Below are 26,467 nucleotides of genomic sequence, written 5' to 3' on the forward strand. Positions count from 1 at the left end.
CACCAAAAAGGAGTAAGTATGAAGAAAACAACGATAATGCAAGGCTTGGCTTTGGGCTTCTTAATCTTAGGCTCCTTGAGTCCCGTTTGGGTCAGTGCTGAGGAGACCAGCAGTAGCGCTAGCCAGTCTGCTAGCAGTGCTAGTGCTGAAGCAAGTTCGGAGCCCTTACCAGTGGTGACCACGCCCCTCATGCGGGCTGAAACCAAGCTCCATACGGCCGTTACCCTGCAAATTTTCCATGAGGGCTCAGAGGCCGAAGCGGCCATGACCGAAGCCTACGACTACATGGACCGCATGGAGCAACTGCTATCCACCAATTTGGAAGGGTCAGATGTCTACCGCATTAACCAGGCGGCAGGCCATGAGGCGGTCAAGGTTGATCCAGCCACCCTGACCATTATTAAGCAGGGCCTAGAAACGGCGGAAGTATCAGGCGGGCGCTTCGATATTTCCATTGGGGCCGTATCCAATCTCTGGAAGATTGGCGATGTGGATGCGCGCAAGCCTAGCGATCAAGAAATTCAGGCAGCCCTGCCTAAGATTGACTACCACAAAATCACCCTAGATGAAGCAGCCCAAACGGTACGCCTAGAAGAAGAGGGCATGGCCCTAGAATTGGGTGGGATTTCCAAGGGCTATATTGCCGACGGCATCCGCAATATCTTCGCTAAACATGGGGTCAATACGGCCATTATCAACCTAGGTGGTAATGTCATTGTCATGGGCACCTCGCCATCCAGTCCTGAGGGGTGGAATGTTGGGGTCCAAGATCCTGATGAGGTGCGGGGTCAAGTCGTGGGAACCAAACGGGTCATCGACGGGACAGTCGTGACTTCTGGAATCTATGAACGTTATGTGGAAGTGGACGGGGTCCGCTATCACCACATCCTGGATCCTAAGACGGGCTACCCGGTGGATAATGACCTGTCAGGGGCGACTATTTTTACCAAAGTATCGCTCAAGGCCGATGCCCTGTCGACCACACTCTTCCTCTTGGGGACCAAGGATGGCTTGGCCTTTATTGAGAGCCTAGATGGGGTTGAAGCGGTGCTGATTGATAAAGATCACGGGGTCCACGTGACTTCTGGCCTCAAGGATAGCTTCCAACTAACGAATGAGGGGTATCATCTTGTTGAAGATTAAGCAAAAGCTAGCGATTTTCTTTGAGTTTGTTGAGCTCAGGACCAAGGTGGCCAGCGTCTTTCCCATGCTGGCGGGCTTCTTGTGGACCTATTATCGCTTGGGGCGTTTCAATTGGGTTAATAGTAGCCTCTTCGCCTTGGCGGTGCTGAGCTTCGATATGTGTACGACGGCCATTAATAATGCCGTTGATTACCACAAGGCCGTGGATCTGGATTACAAAACCAGCGAAAATGTCATTGGGGTCCATCAATTAGATTTTGGGCAAATGGTCCGGATTATTTTTGGCCTCTTGGCCTTCTCGGTTATTGTCTCCCTAGTCATCGTCAGTCGGACGGATGTCCTCCTGCTAGTGCTTGGCGGCCTCTGCTTCCTAATAGGGATTGGCTATACTTATGGACCTATGCCCTTATCACGCCTGCCCCTAGGGGAAGTCTTCTCAGGCCTTACCATGGGTTTTGGCATCTTCTTCCTAGCCGTCTATATGACCGCTTACGACCAGTTGCTTTGGAGCCAGTGGACAGGTGGGATGGTGACCATTGGCTGGAACTGGGCCCTGACCCTGGAGCTCTTCTGCTACAGCCTGCCCCTGGTCAGCTTAATTGCCGGCATTATGCTAGCCAATAATACCTGTGACTTGGAAGTGGATATCCGCAACCACCGCTTCACCCTAGTTTATTACCTAGGCAAAGCGCGAGCGCTAGCCCTCTATACTGGTTTGCAAGTTCTGCCCTGGCTAGTCTTATTGGGCCTGGCTTTGACAGGGCGCCTGCCAATCTGGGGCTTGGTGACTTTTGTCGGCCTGGCTCTCCATTGGCCTAAGGTCCTAGCCTTCCGTGCCAAGCAGGTCAAGCGCGAAACCTTCGTCCTCTCGGTCCAATCCTTTGTCCTAGTGGCCAGCCTCTATTGTGCATGGTTGCTGCTGGGCATTTTCCTATAAAGTATGCGAGCCACTATCCCTTTCTACCAAATGGGATAGTGGCTCTTTTGATATGGGGGAGCAATCAGGGATGATGGCTTGCGGAAGACAAAAACAGTAAGCCATTTGGCTTACTGTCTTGCTAGCTTATTGCTGTTCTTTTACATATTGCTGGATGGCATCGCAGACATATTGAGCAGTGCCAGCCCCGAACTTATCGATGTTTTGTTTGAAGTCTGGATTCTGTACGTAGCCCTTGCCAATACTTGCGAACACCTCAAGCGGGCAGTCAAAGGCGTATTGGCACAAATGTTGATGCAGTTTTTCGGCTAAAGCGACATTCTCTTGAGCCGTGGCACTGATACCGTTTGCCAGGTTGTCAGCAAAGGCAAAGAAACAATGATTGAAGCCATCTGCAATTTCTTGTTCTTTTCCTTTTTGTTTTTCGATTGCGGCCTCAATGACTTCCTTACCATACTTGTCCTTGGCTGCTTGCTCGTATTGTTGATTTTCATGGTAGGTGAATCCCTTAAATTTCTCTTGTGTTGACATTGTAATACTCCTTTCTTGAGACTCGATGGTCTTTTCCAATGTTTCAATCAGTGTCAGGAGTTTTTGTTTTTCTATCTGCATTAAATCCAGTTGCCGTCTCAGGTGATAGAGGACCTCGCTATCCTCTTCTTGGAGCAGTCCCTTGATCTTCTTCAGCGAAAATCCCAGGTGCTTATAGAATAGAATCATCTGTAAAAGTGAGAGATCGTCCTCAGAATAGTACCGGTAGCCGTTCTCTCTCTTTTGAGGAGACAGTAGGCCGATTTCATCATAGTGGTGTAAGGTGCGCACTGAAACCCCACTTATTTTGCTCACTTCTCTAATCAAATACATAGACTTACCTCCTAACACACATTAATCATACACCCTGACCTTACGTTAAGGTCAACACCTTTTTATAAAAATTTTTTTCTCCCTAGCTTGGATGACAGGTCCAGGCCAGGGAGGCCTTTTTGGGTATTAGAGCCTATGCTATAATAGGATAAAAGGGGTGTTAGGATGAAAGCAGGGCGTCTTTTAGGAATTTTGCATTATTTGTTGGCTCATGGCCGGACCCCAGCCCGAGTCTTGGCCCAGCGTTTTGAGGTGACTGAGCGGACCATTTTGCGGGATATGGATGATCTATCGGAATTTGGCGTGCCGGTTTATGCCATTCAGGGCCAAGGGGGAGGCTGGGAAATTGACTGGAGCTATGTCTTGCCGGCTGGACTGCTCCAAGAGCAAGAACAGAGCCAGATTTTGGCCGCACTCGAGGCCAGTCAGGCTGATGATGGACTCTTAGATAAGTTGAAGGCCCATTTCAAAGGCAGTCAAAAAGCCGACCACTGGCTCTTGGTGGACCAAACTACTTGGCATCAAAGCCCCCATCTATCTCATGACTTTGACCTGCTCAAGCAGGCTATTTTGGAGCGTCACTTGGTGACCTTTCTCTACTGTTCTAATCAGGGTATCTGGAGTCAGCGGCAGGTGGAGCCAGCTCGGCTAGTGCTCAAGCACTATGGCTGGTATCTCTATGCCTGGTGCCGGGAACGGCAAGCCTTTCGCTATTTTAAGTTAAGTCGTATGCAGGACCTCCAAGTCTTGACGCAAGGCTTTGATTCGGATTATAGCCACTTGGACTTGCCTCAGACCATGTCAGAGTCAGACTTAAGTTCAGTCAATCTACGCTTTAATGACCAGGTGGCCTATCGGGTCTATGATGATTTCGCTGGACTAGCGGTCAAGGATGACCAAGGCAGCCTCCTAGTTGAGACCCAGCTGCCAATTAGTCAGGACCTGGTGGCTTACCTCTTATCTTACGGCCCCCATGTTCAAGTCCTGGCCCCTCAGTCACTAGCCCAAGCATTCCAGCATCAAATAAAAGAAATGTGGCAAAAAACTCAACCCTGACAGAAGATGTCGGGGTTAGCTTGCTATACTAGACTTATCAAAGAGTTAAAGGAGGAAGTATCATGACCTACGATGTCAAAAAAGCCGACCCCCTATACAAGGCCAAGGAGGCGCCGGCCCTAGTGACTGTGACTAGTCAACGCTTCTTAGAGATGACGGGGCAGGGTGACCCCAATGAGGAAGGGGGTGCCTACAGTCAGGCGCTGGCCATTCTCTACGGTGTAGCTTACGCCCTCAAGATGTCCTACAAGACTGACTATGTCATTCCCGACTTCCAGCAATATGTAGTCGCGCCCCTGGAAGGCCTCTGGTGGCAAGAAGACCAGCTTCAAGGGCAAGTCGACTATAGTCACAAGGCTAATTTTCATTGGCACGCCTTAATCCGAGTACCTGACTTCATCCGGCCAGAGGATGTGGAATGGGCCAAGGCGCAAGTTAAAGCCAAGAAAGGTCTGGACTGTCAGGCGCTCACACTGGCTAGCTTGGACGAAGGCCTCTGTATCCAGTGCCTGCACCTGGGGAGCTATGATAAGGAGCCTGCCACCATGGCTAAGATGCATGACTTCATAGAGGCTTCTGGCTATGAGCTAGACTTCCAAGAGGACCGACACCACCATGAAATCTACCTGTCCGATCCCCGGCGGGTGGCTCCGGACAAGCTCAAGACTATTTTGCGGGTGCCTATTAAACCTAAGGCTATCTAGTAAGAAAGAGCCCTTATCGCTAAGATAAAGGCTCTTTTCTATAAATTTGTTTTCTATCGACTTTCGCTAGAGTTATCTGATGAATCACTGGCTTGGTCAGAGGAAGGGGAGTCGGATGGTTTCTTCCAATCGCGGTTTTTGATTTGGGTAATGGCCAGCAGGGTCTCATCGGGAAGGGTTAGGCGACCTTGGGCATCGTAGACGAAGGTTAGTTTAATCTCGTGGACGCGGGTTGGATATTCTAAGGGGACCCGGTGATTGCCGTCGATGTTTACCTCATTGATAGCATAATTCTTGAGCGCTCGGTTAATGAGGAGGCTGGCTGCTGGACTCTCAGGAAGATCCTTTGTGTATTTAGCTCGCATTTTTTCAATGTAGGGCATAATCTCAGTTTGGAAGTTTGGCGCATATTGTAGCATGGCTTCATACTGGTATTGATCGATATAGCGAACCTCAACGGACACATTGACCGTGTCGCCGTCTATTTTCAGGTCTTTGATTGCAAATTTATTGGCGACCTGATGGGAGTCCACCATCACCTTAATGCTGTCACGTAGCTCCTTGCCGAGGGTGATTGGTTTGCCTAGGAAGTCAACGCTAAAGTCGGCATGGATAATGTCGCCGTATGGCTCTTTCAAGGCGGCAATACTAAGTTCAGTCAACTTATCATATAAGGCTTCATCATCCATTTGCACTAAATCAGCCCGTTTAGGGGCACCAGAATTATAGTAAAAGGCTTGGAGGGCGAAGGTAACATCTTCACGTACCTGGTCTTCAGTTCTTGGCGCCGGATGGAGGGTAAGGGTGGTGGCAGGAATGGCATCGAGGGGTTCTTCAATATTGGTGAAGTCTTTATCACGGATATTGATGATTCGAGGCGCTGCTTGGACCATAGGACCGGCTAGACAGGTTAGAGCTAAGCTAGCTAGCAGGACTTTTTTGAGTGCTTTCACAGGATCACTTCCTTTGTAATAAATATATTAGGATAATAGTACCATAATAGGATAGGCTTGTCTTCCTTTCAGTGCAATTTGTGGCGAAATGGTGTAAACTAGTAGGTGATAAGACAAGAATGGAAGTGACTGTATGAAAGCAATCCGTCTCATGGATGTTGTAAAATATACCAAGGCCATCGACTATACGGCCAAAGATCGTCAGATTTCAATCACCAGCGTCGAATTCGATGCCCGCAAGGTGACGCCTGGCTCTCTATTCGTTCCGCTAGTAGGGGGAGCGACAGACGGCCATTCCTATATTCAACAAGCCCTCGATAATGGGGCTGTGGCCACCCTCTGGTCCGCAGACCCAGCTCAGGCGCCGAGTGATGACCTAGCAGTTGTCTTCGTAGATGATACCCTCCAGGCTTTTCAAGACTTGGCTAACTTCTACCGTCGGGACCTTAATCCTATTGTGGTAGGGGTAACGGGTTCAAACGGCAAGACCACGACCAAGGATATGACCGCCATGGTTCTCCAAGCCAAGTACCGGGTTCACAAGACTCAGGGTAACTACAACAATGAGATTGGCCTGCCTTATACCTTACTTCAGATGCCGGAAGACACCCAAGTGGCGGTCATCGAGATGGGCATGTCCGATTTCGGGGAAATTAAGCAACTGAGTGAGATTGCCCAGCCTGATATTGCGGCCATCACTCTGATTGGTGAGAGCCACCTGGAATTCTTGGGTTCCCGTGCTGGGATTGCCCAGGCTAAGTTGGAGATTCTATACGGCCTCAAGCCAAATGGCGTCTTGCTCTATCCAGCTAACGAGCCACTGATTGAGTCCCAAATGCCTGAAATTGACCAGCCAATTTACCTACGTTCCTTCGGCTTCACAGACCATGCGGATGCCTTCGCCTATGACATGGTGGAGGAAGTGGACCGGACCTACTTCAAGACCAATCTGGAACCTAATGTCACTTGCACCATTCCAGTCCTAGGGGCCTACAATGTCAGCAATGCCCTGATTGCCCTCAGTGTGGCAGAGCTATTAGATGTGCCACTAGAACAGGCCATCTTCCAATTAGCTAACTTCCAGTTGACGGCTAACCGTCTAGAATGGTTGACCACCCACCAAGGGGCGCGCCTACTTAATGATGCCTATAATGCTAGCCCAACCTCTGTCTTAGCCGTGTTGAAGAGCTTGGCTGCCCTTAACTTGGCGCCTGGCCAACGCCGAATTGCTGTCTTAGGGGATGTGCGCGAACTAGGTGAAGCCAGTGCCGAACTGCACCGTTCCCTAGCACAAGGCCTAGCGCCAGAAAGCTTCGAGCGGGTTTACCTCTTCGGTCCAGAAATCGTTAGTCTCTACGAGGCCTTGCAAGACCGCTATGAAGCCGGCCACCTCTTCTACGAGCCGGCTGACCACAGCCGCTTAATTGCGCAATTGCAGGCTGATTTGACAGATAAGGACCTAGTCCTAGTCAAGTCTAGCTTCGGAACAGACCTCTTGCAGGTAGTCACTGCCCTAACTGGTAAGGAGACACACTAGAAGAAAAGAAGAGCGACAAGCAGGAGATAGCTTGTCGCTTTTTTGCATAGGATGAAGGTGGATAGGGGGCCAGTGGCTACGCTAGCACTTTCTAGGGATTAGCAATCCTATTGCATATAGGAAAGAAAGGTTGTACAATTATGGTAGCGTAACCATTTCTTGTCTAACTTGGATTTATGGGATGTAGGTGCTATGAAAAATGAAAAATATTATCAAGTGGAATCTCCTATTATTTTTCTCAATATTAACCTGTTTTTCATCATATACAATGGTGCAGTGGGAGCAAGATGCTCACCTGCGACAACTCTTCTTGCTTCCTGATTCCTATCAACAATTCAGGGTGCCAAGCTATATCAAAGAGCCGGAAAAAAGAGCGCGACTAAAGCAAAAATTAGTGATGCTGAGCCAAGAATTTGATGTCAATCTTGTGGTCAGAATCACTAATTTAAGTGGTACTTCATTTCAAGAAAGTTATCAGCAAAGATATAGCTCGCGGAAGAATTTTGATTATTTCATAACAAAGTTGAATCGAAGTCAACTTTTGGACCACCTAGAAATGAAGCCTCGAGCAGATGAGAGTTCGGGTCTTATTGCGTCAAGGGTGTATAACAATGGGCATTTCTCTGTTTATCAGTTTGATCAATTAGAGGATCATTTTTATAGTCTGTTTCTTGAGACGGATAATCCCCAAACCTATTCAGCTTTCCTCAAGCAATTTCAATTAGCCTACAATGAGGTAATGGGGACAAACTATGGCTTGCAAGCCTTCCAATATAAGGGGGCTAAAGAAACTCTCCTAGGTAGAGATTTCAAACCTGCCATCAAAAGTATGATTTATGGTGCCATTATTTGGCTCTTACTCCTGATGGTCTGGCTACTCAGTAAGTCGAAAGAATTAGCTGTACTGAGAATGCATGGTTATAGCAGTCTTCATGCTTTGTGCCATCTTTGCCTTGATCGCGTAAGCCTTGTTTTTCTAATTGCCAATTTGGCAGTTAATCTCTGGCTGATAAAAGATTTGAGCCACTTAAATTTCCTATGGATAGGGCTGATTTACCTAGCTATCGCTTTGTTAGCTTGGTTGGTTATTGGCCTGCTCTCTTGGCTACCCATAAATTCTCTCTTGGGGCAATTGAAATTTAATCACTACTTTTTAATGCCTGTCATTGCCACTAAACTATTTGGTTTCTTTATTTGCTTTAGCCTGCTATTGCCAATTACGGGTTTGATGGCGGTCTATCGGGGAGGAGAGCATGACCCGTCTCTCAATAATTATGGAGTCCTCGATCCAGGTTTTCCTGGCAAGGACTTCTTTGCTGCGCGAGACGGAGACGATATCTACCGTGGTCTTTCTTTAGTTCCTTTATTTAAATATCTGGATCGCTTTAATTTAATTATCTTTGATACCAGTCAATTGGCTAGGCCTGGTTTTAATCAAGAAAAGCCATTCGAGAATCGTGTTATGGTAAATGAATATTACCTTCATAAGTATCCTTTGCTGACGACAAAAGGGCAGCCGATAAAAGTAGATACAGAGTCGCCTAAACGTATCGTAATAGTGCCTGACACACTCTTGCCTTATCTCAAAGAAATTAAGGACTATTATGCAGAAAAAAACAGAAATACGGGAGTGCTTGAACAAGATGTGGAAATCTACGTTCGCGATAGCAAGCAAGCCATTGTTGACCTCAATCATCCTGGTCGTAAGCTAGCTGAAGATGTGATTTTTCTGGTTCAGAAGTACAATGATTATGACCTCAATTGGTGGTATATAGGGGGATATGGGTTGGAGTCTCGAGCTAAGATTGATATGACGATGATGACTGCGCAAGACTATAGGGATTTAAAGAATCTGCTCAAGGACTTGGCCCAAGATGACAATTTTGCCTACCTCCTGCCTATCTCCAAGGTCAAGGAAGAACGCTATAAATTAATTATTGGGGAAAGTGTGGCCTATCTAAGTCAAATTGGCTTTGCTGTCTACTTGTTGTTTGGCATTACGCTGCTAACGGTCTTGTTATACACTAAAGTCTATGCTAATAAGATCGCCGTAAAATACCTTCATGGCTATTCCTTATCCCATTCCTTTGCTTGGCTTTATCTCATTCTAGCGATTCAAGCCCTCATCTACGTCTTGTATATTTGGGGGAATGGCATGGCGGGTGAGTTTTATCTGGCCCTTGCCTTAATGACTTTAGCTGAGTTAGCAATGATAGGATACAGTATTCGCTCTATTGCCAGACGTCGGATTGTTGATTACATTCAAGGAGGCGAAAATACATGATACACTTAGCCCATATGGATAAAAATTTTGGCCGACACCAGGTCCTTAAGGACGTCAATCTAGATGTTCCTGCTCACTCCTTTACAGTTATTCATGGCAAAAGTGGTAGCGGCAAGTCTACGCTACTCAATATTTTAGGTCTTTTGACTCATTATGATGCGGGCCAATACCAACTGTTTGGACAGCCCGCACCTGCACCCTACAGCAGTCAAGCCATGAAATTGCGACGGGAAGCAATTTCCTATGTTTTTCAAAATTTCGCCCTCATCGACAATGAGAGCATCGAGCAGAATCTTAAGCTAGCCAGTCACTATCTGCCTAAGTCTCAAGCTAGCCGACAGGCCATGTTAGCAGCTTTAGAGGCAGTGAATCTCGACTTGCCACTTAAGACCAAGGTCTACACCATGTCAGGTGGAGAGAAACAACGCCTAGCTTTGGCTCGACTCAAATTGCGGGACAGTCGTCTCATTCTAGCCGATGAGCCAACAGGTTCCCTAGACGCCGAGAATAAGACGATTATCATCCAATTACTCAGATCATTTGCTGACCAAGGAAAGGCAGTGCTTGTCGTAACCCACGACCCAGATTTCTTAGAGGTAGCCGACTCAAGGATGGAGTTGAATTAGGCTAGATGAGCTATGGCTTCTAAAGTCACGATTTATAAGTAAGTCAGGATGTCATTTGCCTAGTCCTCTCAGTTGTGTTTCCCTCCTAGTCATGGTACACTAAGAGTTAGAGGTTACAACCATACAACGCGTTAACAAAGCAACATGTGTAACTTGACCGCTTGATGGCCGACGGATTCGGCATCGCCTAGCGGTCAATTTTGATGTCTTGATGACAAGATGCCACTGGAATCAACCCCAAAATTTTAGATAGAAAAGAGACGATATACCTTTGAAATTTACAGAACTTAACCTGATTCAGCCCTTGCTCGACTCACTAGCCGATATGGGCTTTGAAGAGCCAACCCCGATCCAACAACAAGCAGTGCCTGTGGCCTTAGAAGGCCAAGACTTGATTGGTCAAGCCCAAACAGGGACCGGGAAGACGGCGGCCTTTGGCTTGCCAATGCTCAATAAATTGGACAAGAATCAATCCGCCATCCAAGGCTTGGTAGTAGCCCCAACCCGGGAATTAGCCATCCAAGTACAAGAAGAACTCTACCGCCTCGGTAAGTACCAACGTGCCCGTATTTATGTGGTCTACGGGGGGTCTTCCATCGGTAAGCAAATCGAATGGATCAAGCGTAATCAACCACAAATCGTGGTCGGGACGCCAGGTCGTATTCTAGACTTGATGCGTCGTAAGGCACTTAGCCTCAAGCATCTCAAGACCTTAGTTTTAGACGAAGCCGACGAAATGCTCAACATGGGCTTTATTGAAGACGTCAAGGAAATCGTGGCGACCACGCCAGCTTCACGTCAAACCCTCTTGTTCTCAGCGACCATGCCACCTGAAATCCGCAGCCTAGCAGACCAATTCCTTAAGGAACCTGCTCACGTCAAGATTGAAGCCAAGCAAATGACCGCTGACTTGATTGAACAGTTCTTCATCAAATGCCGAGATGACGAGAAGTTTGATATCTTCACTCGCTTGTTGGATGTTCAGATGCCAACACAAGCCATTGTCTTCTGCCGTACTAAGAAGCGGGTTGATGAGGTGGCCCGGGGCCTTAGCCTGCGCGGCTACAATGCTGAACTCATCCACGGTGACATTCCGCAACAGAAGCGGACTAGCGTCATCAATGCCTTCCGTCAAGGTCAAGTAGAGCTCTTGGTAGCGACTGACGTGGCGGCGCGGGGCTTGGATATTTCCGGCGTAACCCACGTCTACAACTATGATATCAGTCAGGACCCAGAATCTTACGTTCACCGTATTGGCCGTACAGGCCGTGCCGGCAACGAAGGTATGTCCATCACTTTCGTGACGCCAGCGGAAATGTCTTATCTGCGCGTGATTGAAGACTTGACCCGCAAACGTATGCAACCAATGAAGCCGCCAACCTTGAAGGAGGCGCAAGCAGGTCAGGTTCAATCATTGATTGATCAGCTTAATGAGACCTTGGAAGCCGGCGATGCTGATGAGCACCGCAACACAGCCAAGCTCCTGCTCAACCACTATCAAGCTAACGACTTGGTAGCGGCTATGTTAGGGCAAATCCTATCTAGCAACAGCCAAGTAGAAGTTCAAATCTCACCACAAAAACCATTGCCAAATGCCCACCGCAAGTCTGGTGGTTACAAGACAGGCAAGGGCGGTGGCAACGGCCGTCGCGGTCATCACGGTAAGAAACGCGACTTCCACAAGGACCGTGGCGACCGTCAAGACCATGGTCATAAGGAACGTTTTGACCGCAAGGACAAGCGGCCACGTTCAGCTGCTAAGCCTGGCGGCAAGCCTAAGGCGGACGGCGGCAAGAAACAATATACCATTAAAAAACGAACCAACTAACCAGAGAATAAGCCCAAAGGAGCGTGGCGATCGTGCGTATTGGAACTGACATTATTGAAATCGACCGAATTCAAGAAGCAGTGGCGCGGTCGCCACGCTTTGCGTCTAAGGTCTTGACAACAGAGGAATTGGCTCGCTATGAGACCATGAAGGAGCATCGGGCCCTCGAATTCTTGGCAGGCCGCTTTGCTGCCAAGGAAGCCTATGTCAAGGCCTTGGGGACAGGCATTGGCCGGATTCGCTTCACCGATATGAGCATTGCCAACAAACCATCGGGTGCGCCATATTTTGCGGCGGCCCCCCTGACGGCAGGCGTCCAGCTCAGTATCAGTCATTCGGACCACTATGCTACAGCCACCGTCCTGATTGAGCAAGATGAAGCCAGCTTGCAGGCGGCTTTGGATCAGTATTTGACTAGAGAAGATTAGAGTAAAAGGTAGGAAAGTCTTATGTCACAAGCCAGTGAACACCGCCCAACAGTGGCGATAATTAATCTCAATGCAATTCAACACAATGTGAGGGAAATGAAGCGTCATCTGGAGCCCGACCAGGCCCTCTATGCCGTTGTTAAGGCTAACGGTTACGGGCACGGGGCAGTTGCCGTCGCCAAGTCAGCCCTGGCAGCCGGCGCGCAAGGCCTAGCCGTTGCCACCGTTGACGAGGGGATTGAACTCCGTCAAGCCGGCCTCCTAGCCCAGCCTATCTTAATCTTGGGCTTGGTAGACCCTCGTGCCATCGCTGAGCTGGTCTACTATCGCCTGACCGTCATTGTCTCTGACCTAATCTGGTTCCAGGAAGCCTGGGCTCAGTTAGTATCCAACCACCAAGAAAGCCTGCTGGATGATGCCAAGCTCAAGGTGCATTTGGCCTTGGATACGGGCATGGGGCGCATCGGCCTACGGACAGTAGAAGAAGTCCAAGCCTTCGCTGAGGGCATTCAGGCCTTTCCATGGGTCAACTGGGAAGGGGTCGACACCCACTTCTCAACTGCCGGCGGGGGTGACCCTGCCTATGTGGAGACCCAGTGGGCTAAATGGCAGAAGCTACTGACCGCTGTGCCGGACTCAGTCACTGTGCGACACTATGCTAACTCCGCTATGGGCGTGTGGTTCAAGCGTCAACCGGTTTCTTCCATTGAGCGCTTCGGCATCTCCATGTATGGTATGCATCCTAAGGATGAGCGTTCTAGCCTGCCCATTGATTTGCAGCCAGCCCTCCAATTGATTTCGGAAATTGTCTACGTCAAGCAAGTGGAAAAGGGCAGCAAGATTTCCTACGGGGCGACCTATGAAGCCCAGGAAGATGAGTGGATTGCGACCATTCCAATCGGTTACGCAGACGGTTGGTTCCGTCACTACAAGGACATTCCTGTCTTGGTGGAAGGCCATGCTTGCCCAGTCCTTGGCGTCATTAATATGGACCAACTGATGATTCGCTTGCCACATCAAGTGCCAGTGGGAACCACCGTCACCTTGATTGGTCAGGACCACCACTTAGAGAACCACGCTGCAGACTTGGCTCGTCAGGTTGGGACTATTTCCTATGAAATCTTCTGCGGGCTCAGCGATCGCATTCCACGGATTTACCTTCAAGATGAGGAAGGGGAGGACTAAGATGCTTACTGTTCATCAGCTGACCGTCGGGTCACTGGAGGAAAATACTTATGCAGTCGTCAATGAAGCTGGCCAGGCCCTCTTAATCGATCCAGGGGCTGACGCGCCTAAGATTCTGGACTGGATTGAGTCCAAGGGTTGGGCGCCACAGGCCATCCTTCTGACTCATGCCCACCACGATCATATCGGGGCGGTGGATGCAGTGCGGGACCGTTATGGCATTCCACTCTATATGCATCCAGTGGAGTCAGGCTTCCTCAATCAACCCGAACTCAACCTGTCGGCTTACTGGGGTCAGCCATTTACGGCGCGTCCAGCAGAAGTCCTCTGGGAGGATCTAGGGGATAAGGAAGTGGCGGGTTTCCACTTCAAAGTGGTCTTCGTGCCAGGTCATAGCCCAGGCCACGTGGCTTATATTTTTGCTGAGGACCATTTCGTACTATCCGGTGATACCATCTTCGCCCAAAGCATCGGGCGGACGGACCTGCCAGGTGGCTCCTACATTGAGCTTATGCAGTCCATCCATCGGGAGTTGATTCAGTTGCCAGAAGACTATGTCCTCTATCCAGGTCACGGCCCGGCTGTGACCGTGGGCGAGTCCTTAGCGACTAATCCCTATTTTGAAGTCTTTCGCAATTTGTTTAAGCATCGGTTTGAAGAATAAAATAGTTGAAGGGGTGGTGAGGACTGACCCCAAAAAGTGAGAATTAAATAAAAACACCTCCAAGTTGGATTTGGTACAATATAATCAAATGCACATGGAGGTGTTTTTATTTAATTCTCATTTACGGGGGTCAGTGCCAAAGGTTATGAAGTTTGGGCAAGAAAACACAATATCAAAACAATGGCTGATTCAATAATTAAACTTAGAGAACAAGGAATTAATTCAATTACACAACTCGATGATCTAATCAAAAAATCTGCCGATGATAGACAAGTCTTGTTAGATAAAATAAAGATAATTGAAGAAGTTAAGTGGATTAACAAGATACTAGATCATACTTCAGGAAAACTGGCCGTTATTGAATGGACAAAAGAAGATCTTTGTGGTGATAAACTTTATCAGATATAGGAGGAAAAATGAAGAAAACTAAAGTTGCCTTTGTGTGTGTTCACAATTCATGCAGAAGTCAAATCGCTGAAGCACTGACAAAGAAATTTGCAGGAGATTCTATGGAGGTATATTCTGCAGGAACAGAATTAAAGGATCAAATTAATCAGGATGCAGTAAGACTTGTCAAAGAAATATATGCAATTGATATGGAAGAGACCCAAAAGCCAAAACTTTTAGATGACATTCCTGAAGTGGATTATCTTATTACAATGGGATGTAATGTCGTTTGTCCTATTTTACCTTACACTGTTAAAAAAGATGATTGGGGACTTGAGGATCCTAGTGGAAAAAATGATCAAGAGTTTATTAAAACAATTAAGGAGATTGAAAGTAAGGTTCATAAATTAATAGAGGAAGTTGAGGCAATTTATTTTCGTGTGGAATTATAAAAAGGAGTCATCACTTGATGAACTCCTTTTTTGAGGCTATATAAGTTGCAGTTTTCTTATATGTATAACGATAGATTAGTGGATTCTCTTCTAAGGTGCTTATGTCGAAAATGAAGAAGTGATCACGGTTATCTCTAGCCTTTTCCTTATTGAGGACAAAGTAATTCTTACGAGAAGTTGCCATTGTTTTGAGGATATCATCAGTCAGAAAGGTCAATGGAATATTCATGTTGGAGTAGCGGTAGAAGTCACGTTCAAAATCTTGGTAGCTCTCGCTGTAATAGTCCATTTGTAGGTGATTACGCTGAAATTCAAGCTGATTCATAGAGCACCTCCTCAACAAGTTCAATACTAATAATGTTATGTACTTAAAGTCTTATGCAGATTGGTTATTTTGTTATTAGAATTGGGTACTCCAAGTCTTTTTTTATGAATTTTTTTATTCACTCAAAAAAACACTTGAATTAATTAATGAAAAGGGTTATACTATGTTCAAGCAAATACTTGAATGATATTGGGGTGAGAATATGATTAAAAAAGATACTTGTGAAATTTATTATTATGACGAAGAAAAGGTCAATCGAATACAAGGTAATTTACAGACAGTAGATATTTCTAGTGTTGCCCAAATGTTAAAAGCTATTGCAGATAAAAATAGAGCAAAAATTACCTATGCATTGTGTCAAGATGACGAACTGTGTGTGTGTGATATTGCAAATATTATAGGTGTTACGGTTGCAAATGCCTCTCATCACCTGCGAACGCTCCATAAGCAAGGGATTGTTAAGTTTCGAAAAGAGGGAAAACTTGCATTTTATTCATTAGATGATGAGCATATCAGACAAATTATGATGATTGCATTGGCACTTAAGAAAGAGGTGAAGATCAATGTCTAGTGGGAAAGCAAAACAGTTCGAAGAAGAAATGAAAGCCTATCGTGTTCAAGGATTTACTTGTACTAACTGTGCAGCCATTTTTGAAAATAATGTTAAAGAACTTCCCGGTGTTCAGGATGCGAAAGTAAATTTCGGAGCATCTAAAGTTTATGTTAAAGGGACGACAACCATTGAAGAATTAGAAAAAGCAGGAGCATTTGAAAATTTAAAAATTCGAGATGAAAAAGAACAAAGGGTAGAAGGAGAACCTTTTTGGAAGCAGAAAGAAAACATTAAGGTATATATATCAGCTCTTTTACTTGTAGTTAGCTGGTTCTTAGGAGAGCAGTATGGTGAAGAGCATGTTCTACCGACAATTGGTTATGCAGCGTCCATTTTAATCGGTGGATATTCGTTATTTATTAAAGGTCTCAAAAATTTAAGCAGATTAAATTTCGATATGAATACGCTTATGACTATTGCCATTATAGGAGCTGCAATTATTGGTGAATGGGGTGAAGGGGCAACCGTTGTTATCCTATTTGCGATTAGTGAAGCATTAGAGCGTTATTCAATGGATAAAGCACGTCAATCTATTGAATCTTTAATGGATATTGCCCCAAAAGAAGCGTTAATTCGACGAGGCAATGAAGAAATGATGATTCATGTTGATGAGATTCAAGTTGGAGACATCATGATAGTTAAGCCCGGTCAAAAGTTAGCAATGGATGGAATAGTGGTTAAAGGTACATCGACATTAAATCAGGCTGCGATTACAGGTGAAAGTGTTCCAGTAACGAAAATCACAAATGATGAAGTATTTGCAGGAACCTTGAATGAAGAAGGGTTACTTGAGGTTAAAGTAACAAAACGAGTTGAAGATACCACTCTTTCAAAAATCATTCACTTGGTAGAAGAAGCCCAAGCAGAACGGGCCCCCTCTCAAGCGTTTGTCGATAAATTTGCAAAATACTATACACCAGCTATTGTCATACTAGCTCTTTTAATTGTAGTAGTTCCACCATTATTTGGCGGAGACTGGAGCCAATGGATTTATCAAGGATTAGCTGTATTAGTGGTTGGTTGTCCTTGTGCATTAGTAGTCTCAACTCCAGTTGCTGTGGTTACAGCAATAGGAAATGCAGCGAAAAATGGTGTATTAATTAAAGGTGGTATCCATTTAGAAGCAGCAGGACACTTAAAAGCGATAGCCTTTGATAAAACAGGAACATTAACCAAAGGGATTCCAGCTGTAACAGACATTGTGACATATGGTAGAAATGAAAATGAATTAATAACCATAACATCAGCCATTGAAAAAGGATCGCAGCACCCTCTTGCTTCAGCGATTATGCGAAAAGCAGAAGAAAATGGATTAAAATTCAATGAAGTAACAGTAGAGGATTTTCAATCCATTACAGGAAAAGGCGTTAAAGCCAAAATAAATAATGAAATGTATTATGTGGGAAGTCAAAATCTTTTTGAGGAATTACACGGAAGCATTTCAAGCGATAAAAAAGAAAAAATTGCCGATATGCAAACTCAAGGTAAAACGGTGATGGTGTTAGGAACAGAAAAAGAAATTCTTTCGTTTATTGCCGTAGCCGATGAAATGAGGGAATCGTCTAAAGAAGTTATCGGCAAGTTGAACAATATGGGAATCGAAACAGTGATGCTAACAGGCGATAACCAAAGAACGGCAACAGCCATCGGAAAACAAGTTGGTGTTTCGGATATTAAAGCTGACTTACTTCCAGAAGATAAGCTTAATTTTATTAAAGAACTTCGAGAAAAACATCAAAGTGTGGGGATGGTCGGAGATGGCGTGAATGATGCTCCAGCCCTTGCGGCATCTACCGTTGGTGTAGCAATGGGTGGTGCTGGAACTGATACAGCTTTAGAAACGGCTGACATCGCCTTAATGTCTGATGATTTGAGTAAATTGCCATATACAATAAAATTAAGTCGTAAGGCTTTAGCAATCATCAAGCAAAACATTACCTTCTCTTTGGCGATTAAATTAGTGGCATTACTTTTGGTCATGCCCGGTTGGTTAACACTTTGGATAGCGATATTTGCTGATATGGGAGCAACTTTACTTGTAACATTAAACAGTTTACGCTTATTGAAAATCAAAGGATAGGTTCTAAAATGGGTGTCAACAATCGGGTGCGATCATTGAAAACAATGTTATGCTTCAAAAGGGATATTAACAGGAAATATACAACTAAAGGACGCTTTAACTGAGCAACGGAAAAAGCCAAATTTCTCAATTGATGTTGAGAAATTTGGAGAATGTTTATACGATTAGTAAAGTTGGCGAAAATAATAAAGTTATTAATCTCATGGAGTATTTGAACTTGCAAAAAAATATTTATGAGTCATTGTACTGACCCCAAAAAGTTAGACAAAAAATATTATTGAAAGGATTTAGTTCTATACTGAACAGGACTAAGTCCTTTTAGTTTTGCTTTAATGCGTTTATTGTTGTAGTAAAAAATATACTCGGTAATAGCTTGCTCCAGTTGATCCAGAGACTTGAAATTTTTCTCAAATCCGTAAAACATTTCTGTTTTCAAGATACCAAAGAAGGACTCCATCATGCCATTATCTATGCTAGTTCCCTTGCGAGACATGGATGGACGTATGCCTTTACTGGCAAGAACAAATTAAATGTACCGCATATTTATCTTTCAATTCTTCCACTAACTATACAACTACTTGAGGCGACACTTCCTTTCCAATTCCTTGTATTTTTTTAATATTTCTAATTCAACTTCTTTTCTTTTTAGTTCTAATTTTAATTGATCGATTTCTGAAAGTTCAGCCATTCCTTTTTCGTAAGAATATTGTTTTCCTATCTGTTGGTGGAAACGATGAGTTTCTCCATTTTTATACCATCTAAACCATGTTTCTACTTGAGTTTCATTTTTTTATGTTTAACTCCTGCATTATTTGTTTTGTACTATATCCCTGTAATTTCATTTCTACGGCTTTATTCTTTGTATCGACAGAATAGGCCACACGTTTTTTAACCATAAAAAGACACCTCCATGTGCATTTGATTATATTGTACCTAATCCAACTTGGAGGTGTTTTTATTTAATTCTCATTTATGGGGGTCAGTGCCGTGAGCATGACCACCCTTTTTTGAAGAAGGCCGATTGGGCTGGCTTCAAACAAATAAGAGCCTCAAAAGTTGGACCTAAAATCCAGCTTTTGAGGCTCCTTTATACTTTACAGGCCTTAATTTCTAGCCTTATTCTTCCCGATACAAATCTGCCTGTAGAGCATATAAATCAGCATAGTAGGCGTTATGCTGCAGTAACTGGTCGTGGTGATCAAAGCCGACGACTTGGCCGTCTTTTAGGACTAATACCTTATCGGCTTTTTTGACCATGGCCAAGCGGTGTGTGACAAAGAGAACAGTCTTGTTTTCCGCTAGTTCAAGAAACTTGGTGACAAGTTGATTCTCTGCGCGTGCATCTAAGGCAGCAGTTGGCTCATCGAGGATGAGAATGGGTGCTTGAGAATAGAAGGCACGTGCCAAGGCAAGTTTTTGCCATTGGCCGCCCGAAAGCTAGCGGGAATCTTCAAAACGTTTGCCTAGGGTTTGGTCCAAGGTTAGCAAGTCGCCTTCTTCAATTCCGCCACGTTGCAGGCTAGCTTGCAAGGCAAGGGGGTCATCGACTTGGTCAATTCGTGATAAGGCCACATTCTCTCGGACTGTCAGGTCAAACTTAGCGAAATCCTGGAAGACGGCGCTGAACTGTTGCCGGTAGTGGACGATATCTAAGTCCAAAATGTTATGGCCATCAAACTCTACCTGACCTTTATCCGCCAGATAGAATCCTAACAAGAGTTTGATTAAGGTAGACTTGCCGGCCCCATTTTCACCGACCAGGGCGATTTTTTGACCACGTGCTATGTCAAAGCTGACTTGGGACAGGGTGGCTTTATCTGCGCCTGGATAAGTGAAGCTGACATTTTGAAATTCGAGTGAGTCAAATTCACTCGGAACTTCTTGATTTCCAAAACTGGTTTCTTCCTCAAGTTCCAAGAAGTCAAAGAAATTAGACATATAGAGGAGCGTATCATAGAGCAAGCTCGAATCCTCTACCAAGCGGCTGACACCTTGAATGGTGTAGGTGATTGCAGTCGCAAAAATCATAATAGCGCCCACGGCGAAGAGTCCGGACTTGACCCCTTGAACAAGATAGGCAAAGCTCAGGACACTGACAAGGCCAGTCACTACTAGAAAGGCAGTTGAGAGCCAGAGCTGACGCCGTCGGTTGCCTTGAACTGCGGAGCGTATTTGGCTGAAAATTTGCCGATACTTATTTTGGAAGTAGCCATGCAAATGATAGAGACGGACTTCCTTGATATAGTCTGCTGTCAGTACAAGGCTCGCGTAGTAGCTTAGTTTGCGCGAATCCTCACTGTTAGCAACCAAGGTTTCAAAGGCCTGTTGCTGAATCCGATAAGCCATCAGACCTTGAGGAATCAGCACCATGATTAAGACCACCGCAATCAGCCAATGGAATTGGCTGAGGAGGGCGAACATGGAAATCACCAAGAGGGCATTGCTGATGAGACTGGTCCCGAAAACTAGCAGATTGACCGGACGCCAACTGGCTTCAGAACTGATTAAATCAATTTTATTGTAGAAGTCATGGTCTTCATACCAAGCCAAGGTCTGGATAGATTCCGCCTTTTTCATTATCTGATCATTAAGGGCAAAGGTTAACTGGTCAGTCAAGCGACCCTGTAAATAAAGGTTGAGAGGGGTCATGGCATTGCCCAGTATGAAAGCTAGCCCCCAAGCTAATAGGAGCCAGACTCCTTCTTGTCTACCACTTGCCAGTTCATTCATGAGCTGGTTAATCAGATAGAGCGTTAGGGAAGGCAGTAAGGCTTGTAGGGGAATGGTAATCAAAAGTCCCAGAGCTAAGCCACCCGCTGCCTGCCAGACAAAACGAAGACTGCGGTAGTAGAGCGACATATAGGATGTGAAAGTAGAAAATAAGCTCATAAATTATTGGCTCAAGCAGCTTATCGCGCTTGAGTCAGATTCCCTGAGTCGTAGGAGTGATTTGGGGAAGAGTAGCTTTCAGATAGACTAGCCACATCCTTACTAGTATGAAATGCTACCTTTCCATTGTTTGTTTGAGTCACTGAATCTTTACCCCAAATCATGTTAGCCAAAGGATACTTTGAGTCATGATTAAGGAATCCATAGAAAGCAAAATTCGACATGCATAAACCTCCGTTCATCGTGATGACTATTATAAGTGTTGATCGATGACGACTAGCATTGTAAATCAGTTTAAGGCACATCCTTTGTTTCAAGGAAGTGACCTAGTTAAATTGAGTCATGGGTATCACTTCTTTCAAGTAAGGCTTGGGAGTCAGATACATAGGTTTACTAGTATTATACAAGGAAAAGTTAGAAAGTCAAATCTATTTCTATTGGTAATCTAATTATATGTGTATATCATTAGATTGATAACATGCCTCAAATAAGAGAGAGTGGCTGAGAAATCATTCAGGTTAAAAGCCAGGTTTAAGCTAGCCAGCTGCACCTTAGACAAAAAAGCAGTAAATCGTAAGTGATTTACTGCTGAGTGTTTTTTGATGCTTATATAGATCTGTCAATTTCCTTGGCTATTTTGCTCTTTCTAAGTTTCCTCTTTGCCACCTTATTTAAGAGAACTAGGGGATTGAGGCTGTATGACAGTTGCCAGTGAAAGTAGTTAATCCACTCTATAAGGGCGAATAGCCAAATGGCTACTGCTATCAGGCTAACTGGCCAGGAGCTGAACTCGATTAGAATGATTGGCATGCCGAGGGCTAATAGGATGAGGTCTACTTGTCTGAGTAGGCCATAAATCCGGCCTGTCTGCTTGATCGCAAAATTGGGCTTGCGAAGGCGCTTGATCAGAATCCACCAATAAAGGGAACCTTGTAGCAAGATAAGGCTGACTAGCAGGAGGGGGTAAGCAATGGCAATCAGGGCTTGTGGTGTGGTTAACCATTTTTTGAAGAGGAAGAAATTGAGCCAGAAGACGGCAAGGGCAACTAATTCGCCACTGGCCAGACTATAGAGTTTTTGCTTAATATAAGCTTTCACAGTATGCGACACCTCCCTTATCTTAAATTCTAAAGGGCTTAGGAGCCAAATACAAGTTTAATTTAAAAAAGGGCTTCCAAAATGGTGGTCACTGGTGTATAATGAAAAAAATATTAAAGCAAGAGGTGAATTTAATGAAAGAAACTAGGTCGCTTAATGTCAATCCCCTCAATAGCACTGGCTATTATTGTTCTTAATTTATGGTATCTAGCGAGTTAGGAGGAAACACTATGAACCATACGCACTATACCCTAGCAGCCAATCGTCAGTACGCAAGCAAGCGGACCTTATTTTATTCACTTCTAGTAACTTTCATGCTAGTCTTATCCCTTGTCACGCCTAGTCTAGCCCTGGCTCAGTCTAATGCCTTGTCAGGGACTTATCAAGCGCAATCTGCCCATCTCGTTAAGAAGGTAACTGTCACGGACACCGGTATGGAGCTTGAGATTGATGCTGAGCAACTAGCTAAGCAAAGTCAAGCCTTCCAAACTTTAATGACCGTCAACCAGCGAGCGCTAGCTAAGAAGATTAAACCCGGCATGACTAGCCAGGAAATCGAGAAAACGCGCCAAGAACTGGGGCTGGATGTGGCCGCCTATCAGAAAGCCCTAGGACAAGAAGTAGATCCAGATAAGATGGTAGAAGTCCTGGAGAATCAGGTGTCCGGTCTTTACGCCCATGTTAGAGAGACAGGGACTATCTATCTGCGGCTAACGAAGCCAGAACTGAGCCAGTCAGAAGGCACGATTCGGGTTCGCCTACTAGGTGAAGAAGTCCTGACCTTGACCGAGGTCTCAGATCAGGGCTTTAAGTTGGATCAGGTCTCTTTCGTTAAAGAATAGTCTCCTAAGCACCTTGCCTGAGGGCAGGGTGTTTTTGTCTTTGGGAGGGCCTTTTGGGCTTGCAGTTGCTACCTTATCCCGCTACAATAAAATGAGAAGACATAAGGAGGCCGGTCATGACATTTCCAGCAGGATTTCAAGCAAAATATTTAGCCCTATTGGGCCCAGAAGAGGGGCAGGCCTTCCTAGATTCCTTTAAGTTAGAGGCGGAGTCCGGCTTCCGGGTCAACCCTCTCAAGGCCAGTCAGTCAGCTTTGCCTGAATCAGCCCAGCCCATGCCGGGCACCCCTTGGGGTTACTATGGCAAGGTGGCAGGCAGCTCGACCGCCCATGTAACAGGCTTGGTCTACTCTCAGGAGCCAGCCGCTCAAATGGTGGGCCAGGCAGCCGCGCCCCAGCCAGGGCTCAAGGTCCTGGACTTGGCAGCCGCTCCTGGGGGCAAGTCGACCCATTTGCTGTCATACTTAGATAACCAAGGCCTCTTAGTAGCCAACGAAATTCATCCCAAGCGCAGCAAGATTCTGGCTGAGAATCTGGAGCGATTCGGGGCTCGCAATGTAGTGGCAACCAATGAGTCGCCAGAGCGCTTGGCCCAGGTCTTTCCGGCTTACTTTGACCTGATTGTGCTGGATGCCCCCTGCTCGGGGGAAGGCATGTTCCGTAAGCAGGCTGAGGCCATGGACTACTGGACGCCGGAATATCCTAGCCAGTGTGCGGCGCTGCAGCGAGAAATTCTGGAGCGGGCGCTGTTAATGCTTAAGCCAGGCGGGACCTTGGTTTATTCGACTTGCACTTGGGCACCTGAGGAGAATGAGGACATCGTGGCTTGGTTACTGGAACACTATCCGCTGACCTTGCTTGAGGTGCCTAAGCTCAATGGCATGGTGCCGGGCCTGTCTTATGCTGAGACTGCCCGCATGTATCCGCAACATTTCCGGGGCGAGGGGCAGTTTGTGGCCAAGTTCTGCTATGAGGGGCAGGAGACTGAAAGCAAGTCTCGTAAATTCAAGCCACTCAAAGCCAAAGTGACGGCTGAGCAGCTCAAGCTCTGGCAGGACTTTGCGGCTAGTCATCTGACTGTGACCTTGCCTGGCGTCCTCCAGACTTTTGGCGACCATCTCTATCTCTTGCCAGAGGGTCTGCCGGATTTAGGCAAATTACGGATTGCTCACAAAGGTCTGCATTTGGGCGAATTCAAGAAGAAGCGCTTCGAGCCTAGTTTTGCTCTGGGCTTGGCACTGCGGCCGGATGAGACGGTTAGCCAGGTGGCCCTGTCCGAAGAGCAAGTCACCTGCTACCTGGCCGGCGAGACGGTCGATTTGGCAGAGGACAAACCAAATGGCTGGTACCAAGTCCTAGCGGGCGGCAACGGCCTAGGCTTCGCCAAGGTCACCGGCCGAGTGCTCAAGAATTACTATCCAAAAGGCCTACGCCTACGCCGCAGCTGAGTGCGCTGATGGCGGAAACAGGGGAAAGGCTGAGAGCTAGTGGACCACTCCGTCGAGTGGACCACTAGCTCGGCGAGAAAGCCTGGAAAAAGGGGCAAACTGAGTCAAAAGCCGAGAGCCAGTGGACCACTCCGTCGAGTGGACCACTAGCTCGGGGCGGAAGCCTGGATAAAGGCGCAAATCGGTCCAAAAGTCGTGAGCCAGTGGCCCACTCTGTCGAGTGGACCACTAGCTCGGCGAGAAAGCCCTGAAAAGGGCTCAAGCTGAGTCGAAAGCTCATAAGCCAAAAAGAAAACACACAAAAAAGCGAGGCAGCACTGGGCTGGCTCGCTTTTACTTTGTCTACTATGAGATTATTCTGCTTCAGCGTCTGAGGCTGGAATAATAGAGGTTGGGATTTCGTCGATGGTGCCGAAGTACCAGTCGATGGAGTCGCCGGCTTTGAGGACTTGAGTTTTAGCCCCGTGATCAGCCACTTGGCCGTTTAAGAGGTAAACCCAGGTGTTTTCGCCGTCGTTAACGTTGTCGAAGAAGTTGTCGATGACTTGTTCTTCTTCATTGTAGTTGAAGCGGATTTCCTTGTTGGATTGCATTGCTTCGAAGACGGTCTTACCAGCGGCATTTGGTACATCAAAGCTACCGATGATTTCGCCGTGTACATAGAACTTGAAGGTAACGGTGGTAGATTTTTCTTCGCCAGAAGCTTTGGATTCGCTACTTTGGCTTTCGCTAGAAGTGCTAGCGGAAGAGCTAGAAGCAACAGAAGAGCTAGATTCTGAAGATGAGACAACTTGGGCAATGTTAGAGCCGGATACTTGAGGACTTGGTTGGTTGCCCTTCAATACCCCTGATAAAATAGCCCACAAGGCAATAATAATCGCAATTAAGAAGACAATCGCCGCAAGTACAAGTGCTAATCGTTTGTTTTTCATACGATCCCTCCTGATTAAGTGTAGTTACCTATACGTTACCAAGAATCAGGCGGAAAGTCAAATCTTTCGCAATTGTAACCGGATTAGCTAGCATATTATTTCCGTCTTGACGGGCTTTTGGTTATAATATAATGAAGGAAATATATCATGTCAAAAGGAGTGCCGTCATGAGAGTAGAGACCCATTCAGCCCAAGACACCCAAGCCTTGGCAGCCAGCCTGGCTCCCGTCTTACCTGCAGGAACCTGGATTCGCTTGGAAGGGGATCTGGGGGCTGGCAAGACCACCTTTACCCAAGGACTGGGCAAGGCGCTAGGGATTGCGCGGGCGATTAAGAGTCCCACCTATACCATTGTGAAAGAATATGACTTGGAAGGCCAGGCGGCGCCTCGTCTCATTCATATTGACGCCTACCGCCTGGAAGAAGGGGGCGCCGATACGGTGGACTTGGCTTCCTATCGCCAGCAGGGCGACTTGGTCCTAGTGGAGTGGGCTCAATTTATCGAAACGGAACTCCCGACGGCCTATCTTGACCTGGCACTCTCATACGGTCAAGAGGTCGACGACCGGGTCTTGACCATCCAATGGGTGGGTGGCCAGGAGCCAGAATGGTTGAGCCAATGGAGCAAGGAGGTAAGCGACCATGCCAGATAAGCAGGATGTAGAAGTCATTATTCGCCAGGCAGAAGTCGGCGATGCTCGTGCTATTTTGGGTATGTTGAGCCAGATTCGCCAGGAGTCACCCTATGTGGTCCTAGCCGATAATGCCGATGATGTGGAGGCACAAGTCACCATCATCGAGCAATATGACCAGCATCCCCACGCCCTCATGCTAGTTAGCGAAGTGGATGGTCAGCTGGTAGGCTTTGCGACGGTTCAGCCCCAAAATCTGCCAGACCTAGCTCATGTGGCCGAAATCGGGGTCTGCCTAATTGCCGAGTATTGGGGCTACGGCATTGGCTCCCTCTTGATGGAGACCATGCTGGACTTTGCCCAGGGGGTGGGACTGCGTGTCCTGCATCTGGAAGTCATTGCGGATAACCTGCCAGCCATCGGCCTCTATAAGAAGTTCGACTTCCAGGAGCGAGGTCGACTGACGCAACGCGTGGCGCGTGGTGGCCGCTACTACGATACCATCCTGATGGAACATGTCCTCAAGGATTCAGGCCAGTAAATTATGTGAAAAGAGGTTA

The 26,467-nt window shown here is 46.4% G+C and carries 24 protein-coding genes and 4 pseudogenes; 19 read left to right on the top strand and 9 right to left on the bottom strand.

The genetic code is table 11. From position 1 onward, the window contains the following. Positions 1-18: 18 nt before the first annotated feature. Both V7R82_RS02325 and V7R82_RS02330 read left to right on the top strand, forming a co-directional pair. On the top strand, positions 19-1,143 hold the full coding sequence (locus V7R82_RS02325) for an FAD:protein FMN transferase (protein ID WP_338543168.1): 1,125 nt from the start codon (positions 19-21) through the stop codon (positions 1,141-1,143). Next, positions 1,115-2,080, top strand: a complete 966-nt coding sequence (locus tag V7R82_RS02330) for a UbiA family prenyltransferase (RefSeq protein WP_422388385.1) — start codon at positions 1,115-1,117, stop codon at positions 2,078-2,080. Before V7R82_RS02325 ends, V7R82_RS02330 begins: the two co-directional genes overlap by 29 nt. A gap of 126 nt (positions 2,081-2,206) precedes the next feature. On the opposite strand, the gene V7R82_RS02335 is transcribed toward V7R82_RS02330, so the two are convergent. Beyond that, positions 2,207-2,944: a MerR family transcriptional regulator gene (locus V7R82_RS02335; RefSeq protein ID WP_268444623.1), complete on the bottom strand. Its 738-nt coding sequence runs from the start codon at positions 2,942-2,944 to the stop codon at positions 2,207-2,209. 165 nt (positions 2,945-3,109) lie between these two features. Between V7R82_RS02335 and V7R82_RS02340 the strand changes: the two genes are divergently transcribed. Together V7R82_RS02340 and V7R82_RS02345 are read left to right on the top strand one after the other, a co-directional pair. Then, positions 3,110-4,000, top strand: coding sequence for a YafY family protein (locus tag V7R82_RS02340; RefSeq protein WP_338543171.1), 891 nt, complete (start codon positions 3,110-3,112; stop codon positions 3,998-4,000). Positions 4,001-4,062: 62 nt separating this feature from the next. Continuing rightward, positions 4,063-4,704 carry a GyrI-like domain-containing protein gene (locus tag V7R82_RS02345; RefSeq protein WP_338543173.1) on the top strand — a complete coding sequence of 214 codons (642 nt, stop codon included), beginning with the start codon at positions 4,063-4,065 and terminating at the stop codon, positions 4,702-4,704. Between the two features lie 53 nt (positions 4,705-4,757). Here V7R82_RS02345 and V7R82_RS02350 read toward each other — a convergent pair whose 3' ends face one another. Continuing rightward, entirely contained in the window at positions 4,758-5,657 is a 900-nt protein-coding gene (locus V7R82_RS02350) for a hypothetical protein (RefSeq protein WP_338543174.1), read from the bottom strand. A gap of 133 nt (positions 5,658-5,790) precedes the next feature. Between V7R82_RS02350 and V7R82_RS02355 the strand changes: the two genes are divergently transcribed. The 9 genes and pseudogenes from V7R82_RS02355 (at position 5,791) to V7R82_RS02395 (ending at position 15,048) form a co-directional block, all read left to right on the top strand. Continuing rightward, the gene (locus tag V7R82_RS02355; protein ID WP_338543175.1) at positions 5,791-7,194 is read left to right on the top strand and encodes a UDP-N-acetylmuramoyl-tripeptide--D-alanyl-D-alanine ligase; all 1,404 of its coding nucleotides are present in this window, start codon (positions 5,791-5,793) and stop codon (positions 7,192-7,194) included. 199 nt (positions 7,195-7,393) lie between these two features. Then, positions 7,394-9,478, top strand: a complete 2,085-nt coding sequence (locus V7R82_RS02360) for a hypothetical protein (RefSeq protein ID WP_338543176.1) — start codon at positions 7,394-7,396, stop codon at positions 9,476-9,478. Further along, positions 9,475-10,104 carry an ATP-binding cassette domain-containing protein gene (locus V7R82_RS02365; protein WP_291427602.1) on the top strand — a complete coding sequence of 210 codons (630 nt, stop codon included), beginning with the start codon at positions 9,475-9,477 and terminating at the stop codon, positions 10,102-10,104. Before V7R82_RS02360 ends, V7R82_RS02365 begins: the two co-directional genes overlap by 4 nt. 271 nt (positions 10,105-10,375) lie before the next feature. Next, a complete protein-coding gene (locus V7R82_RS02370; protein ID WP_338543178.1) occupies positions 10,376-11,932 on the top strand; it encodes a DEAD/DEAH box helicase in 1,557 nt (518 codons plus the stop codon). Between the two features lie 32 nt (positions 11,933-11,964). Beyond that, positions 11,965-12,360, top strand: a complete 396-nt coding sequence (gene acpS / locus V7R82_RS02375; protein WP_338543180.1) for a holo-ACP synthase — start codon at positions 11,965-11,967, stop codon at positions 12,358-12,360. A gap of 21 nt (positions 12,361-12,381) precedes the next feature. After that, positions 12,382-13,545 carry an alanine racemase gene (alr, locus tag V7R82_RS02380; RefSeq protein WP_338543181.1) on the top strand — a complete coding sequence of 388 codons (1,164 nt, stop codon included), beginning with the start codon at positions 12,382-12,384 and terminating at the stop codon, positions 13,543-13,545. Position 13,546: 1 nt separating this feature from the next. After that, the gene (locus V7R82_RS02385) at positions 13,547-14,209 is read left to right on the top strand and encodes an MBL fold metallo-hydrolase (RefSeq protein WP_070756043.1); all 663 of its coding nucleotides are present in this window, start codon (positions 13,547-13,549) and stop codon (positions 14,207-14,209) included. A gap of 132 nt (positions 14,210-14,341) precedes the next feature. Further along, a pseudogene (locus V7R82_RS02390) lies at positions 14,342-14,617 on the top strand (hypothetical protein); the annotation flags it as partial. 8 nt (positions 14,618-14,625) lie between these two features. Then, a complete protein-coding gene (locus V7R82_RS02395; protein ID WP_338543182.1) occupies positions 14,626-15,048 on the top strand; it encodes an arsenate reductase ArsC in 423 nt (140 codons plus the stop codon). A gap of 10 nt (positions 15,049-15,058) precedes the next feature. Here V7R82_RS02395 and V7R82_RS02400 read toward each other — a convergent pair whose 3' ends face one another. Beyond that, positions 15,059-15,373: a DUF5960 family protein gene (locus tag V7R82_RS02400; RefSeq protein ID WP_338543183.1), complete on the bottom strand. Its 315-nt coding sequence runs from the start codon at positions 15,371-15,373 to the stop codon at positions 15,059-15,061. 202 nt (positions 15,374-15,575) lie between these two features. Here V7R82_RS02400 and V7R82_RS02405 point away from each other — a divergent pair, with 202 nt between their 5' ends. Together V7R82_RS02405 and V7R82_RS02410 are read left to right on the top strand one after the other, a co-directional pair. Further along, positions 15,576-15,944, top strand: a complete 369-nt coding sequence (locus V7R82_RS02405; RefSeq protein WP_003783707.1) for an ArsR/SmtB family transcription factor — start codon at positions 15,576-15,578, stop codon at positions 15,942-15,944. Next, positions 15,937-18,066, top strand: a complete 2,130-nt coding sequence (locus V7R82_RS02410; RefSeq protein ID WP_338543187.1) for a heavy metal translocating P-type ATPase — start codon at positions 15,937-15,939, stop codon at positions 18,064-18,066. Before V7R82_RS02405 ends, V7R82_RS02410 begins: the two co-directional genes overlap by 8 nt. Positions 18,067-18,340: 274 nt before the next feature. Here V7R82_RS02410 and V7R82_RS02415 read toward each other — a convergent pair. From V7R82_RS02415 to V7R82_RS02435, 5 genes and pseudogenes are all read right to left on the bottom strand, one after another. Continuing rightward, a pseudogene (locus V7R82_RS02415) lies at positions 18,341-18,586 on the bottom strand (transposase); the annotation flags it as partial. A gap of 49 nt (positions 18,587-18,635) precedes the next feature. Continuing rightward, a pseudogene (locus V7R82_RS02420) lies at positions 18,636-18,962 on the bottom strand (transposase); the annotation flags it as partial. A gap of 220 nt (positions 18,963-19,182) precedes the next feature. Next, the gene (locus V7R82_RS02425) at positions 19,183-19,473 is read right to left on the bottom strand and encodes a hypothetical protein (protein ID WP_338543785.1); all 291 of its coding nucleotides are present in this window, start codon (positions 19,471-19,473) and stop codon (positions 19,183-19,185) included. Positions 19,474-19,476: 3 nt separating this feature from the next. Next, positions 19,477-20,955, bottom strand: a pseudogene (locus V7R82_RS02430) (ATP-binding cassette domain-containing protein); the annotation flags it as partial. Between the two features lie 606 nt (positions 20,956-21,561). Continuing rightward, a complete protein-coding gene (locus V7R82_RS02435) occupies positions 21,562-22,053 on the bottom strand; it encodes a hypothetical protein (protein ID WP_311466701.1) in 492 nt (163 codons plus the stop codon). A gap of 230 nt (positions 22,054-22,283) precedes the next feature. On the opposite strand from V7R82_RS02435, the gene V7R82_RS02440 reads away from it, so the two are divergent. Both V7R82_RS02440 and V7R82_RS02445 read left to right on the top strand, forming a co-directional pair. Then, entirely contained in the window at positions 22,284-22,895 is a 612-nt protein-coding gene (locus tag V7R82_RS02440; protein WP_338543189.1) for a hypothetical protein, read from the top strand. A gap of 116 nt (positions 22,896-23,011) precedes the next feature. After that, a complete protein-coding gene (locus V7R82_RS02445) occupies positions 23,012-24,343 on the top strand; it encodes an RsmF rRNA methyltransferase first C-terminal domain-containing protein (protein ID WP_338543191.1) in 1,332 nt (443 codons plus the stop codon). A gap of 353 nt (positions 24,344-24,696) precedes the next feature. Here V7R82_RS02445 and V7R82_RS02450 read toward each other — a convergent pair whose 3' ends face one another. Beyond that, positions 24,697-25,275 (bottom strand): DUF4430 domain-containing protein, encoded by a 579-nt coding sequence (locus V7R82_RS02450; protein ID WP_338543193.1) that lies wholly within the window; start codon positions 25,273-25,275, stop codon positions 24,697-24,699. A gap of 167 nt (positions 25,276-25,442) precedes the next feature. Here V7R82_RS02450 and tsaE point away from each other — a divergent pair, with 167 nt between their 5' ends. Together tsaE and V7R82_RS02460 are read left to right on the top strand one after the other, a co-directional pair. Then, entirely contained in the window at positions 25,443-25,928 is a 486-nt protein-coding gene (tsaE, locus tag V7R82_RS02455; RefSeq protein ID WP_035364114.1) for a tRNA (adenosine(37)-N6)-threonylcarbamoyltransferase complex ATPase subunit type 1 TsaE, read from the top strand. Next, positions 25,918-26,448: a GNAT family N-acetyltransferase gene (locus V7R82_RS02460; RefSeq protein WP_338543195.1), complete on the top strand. Its 531-nt coding sequence runs from the start codon at positions 25,918-25,920 to the stop codon at positions 26,446-26,448. Before tsaE ends, V7R82_RS02460 begins: the two co-directional genes overlap by 11 nt. Positions 26,449-26,467 lie beyond the last annotated feature (19 nt).

Source organism: Abiotrophia defectiva ATCC 49176, assembly GCF_037041345.1.
Classification (GTDB): domain Bacteria; phylum Bacillota; class Bacilli; order Lactobacillales; family Aerococcaceae; genus Abiotrophia.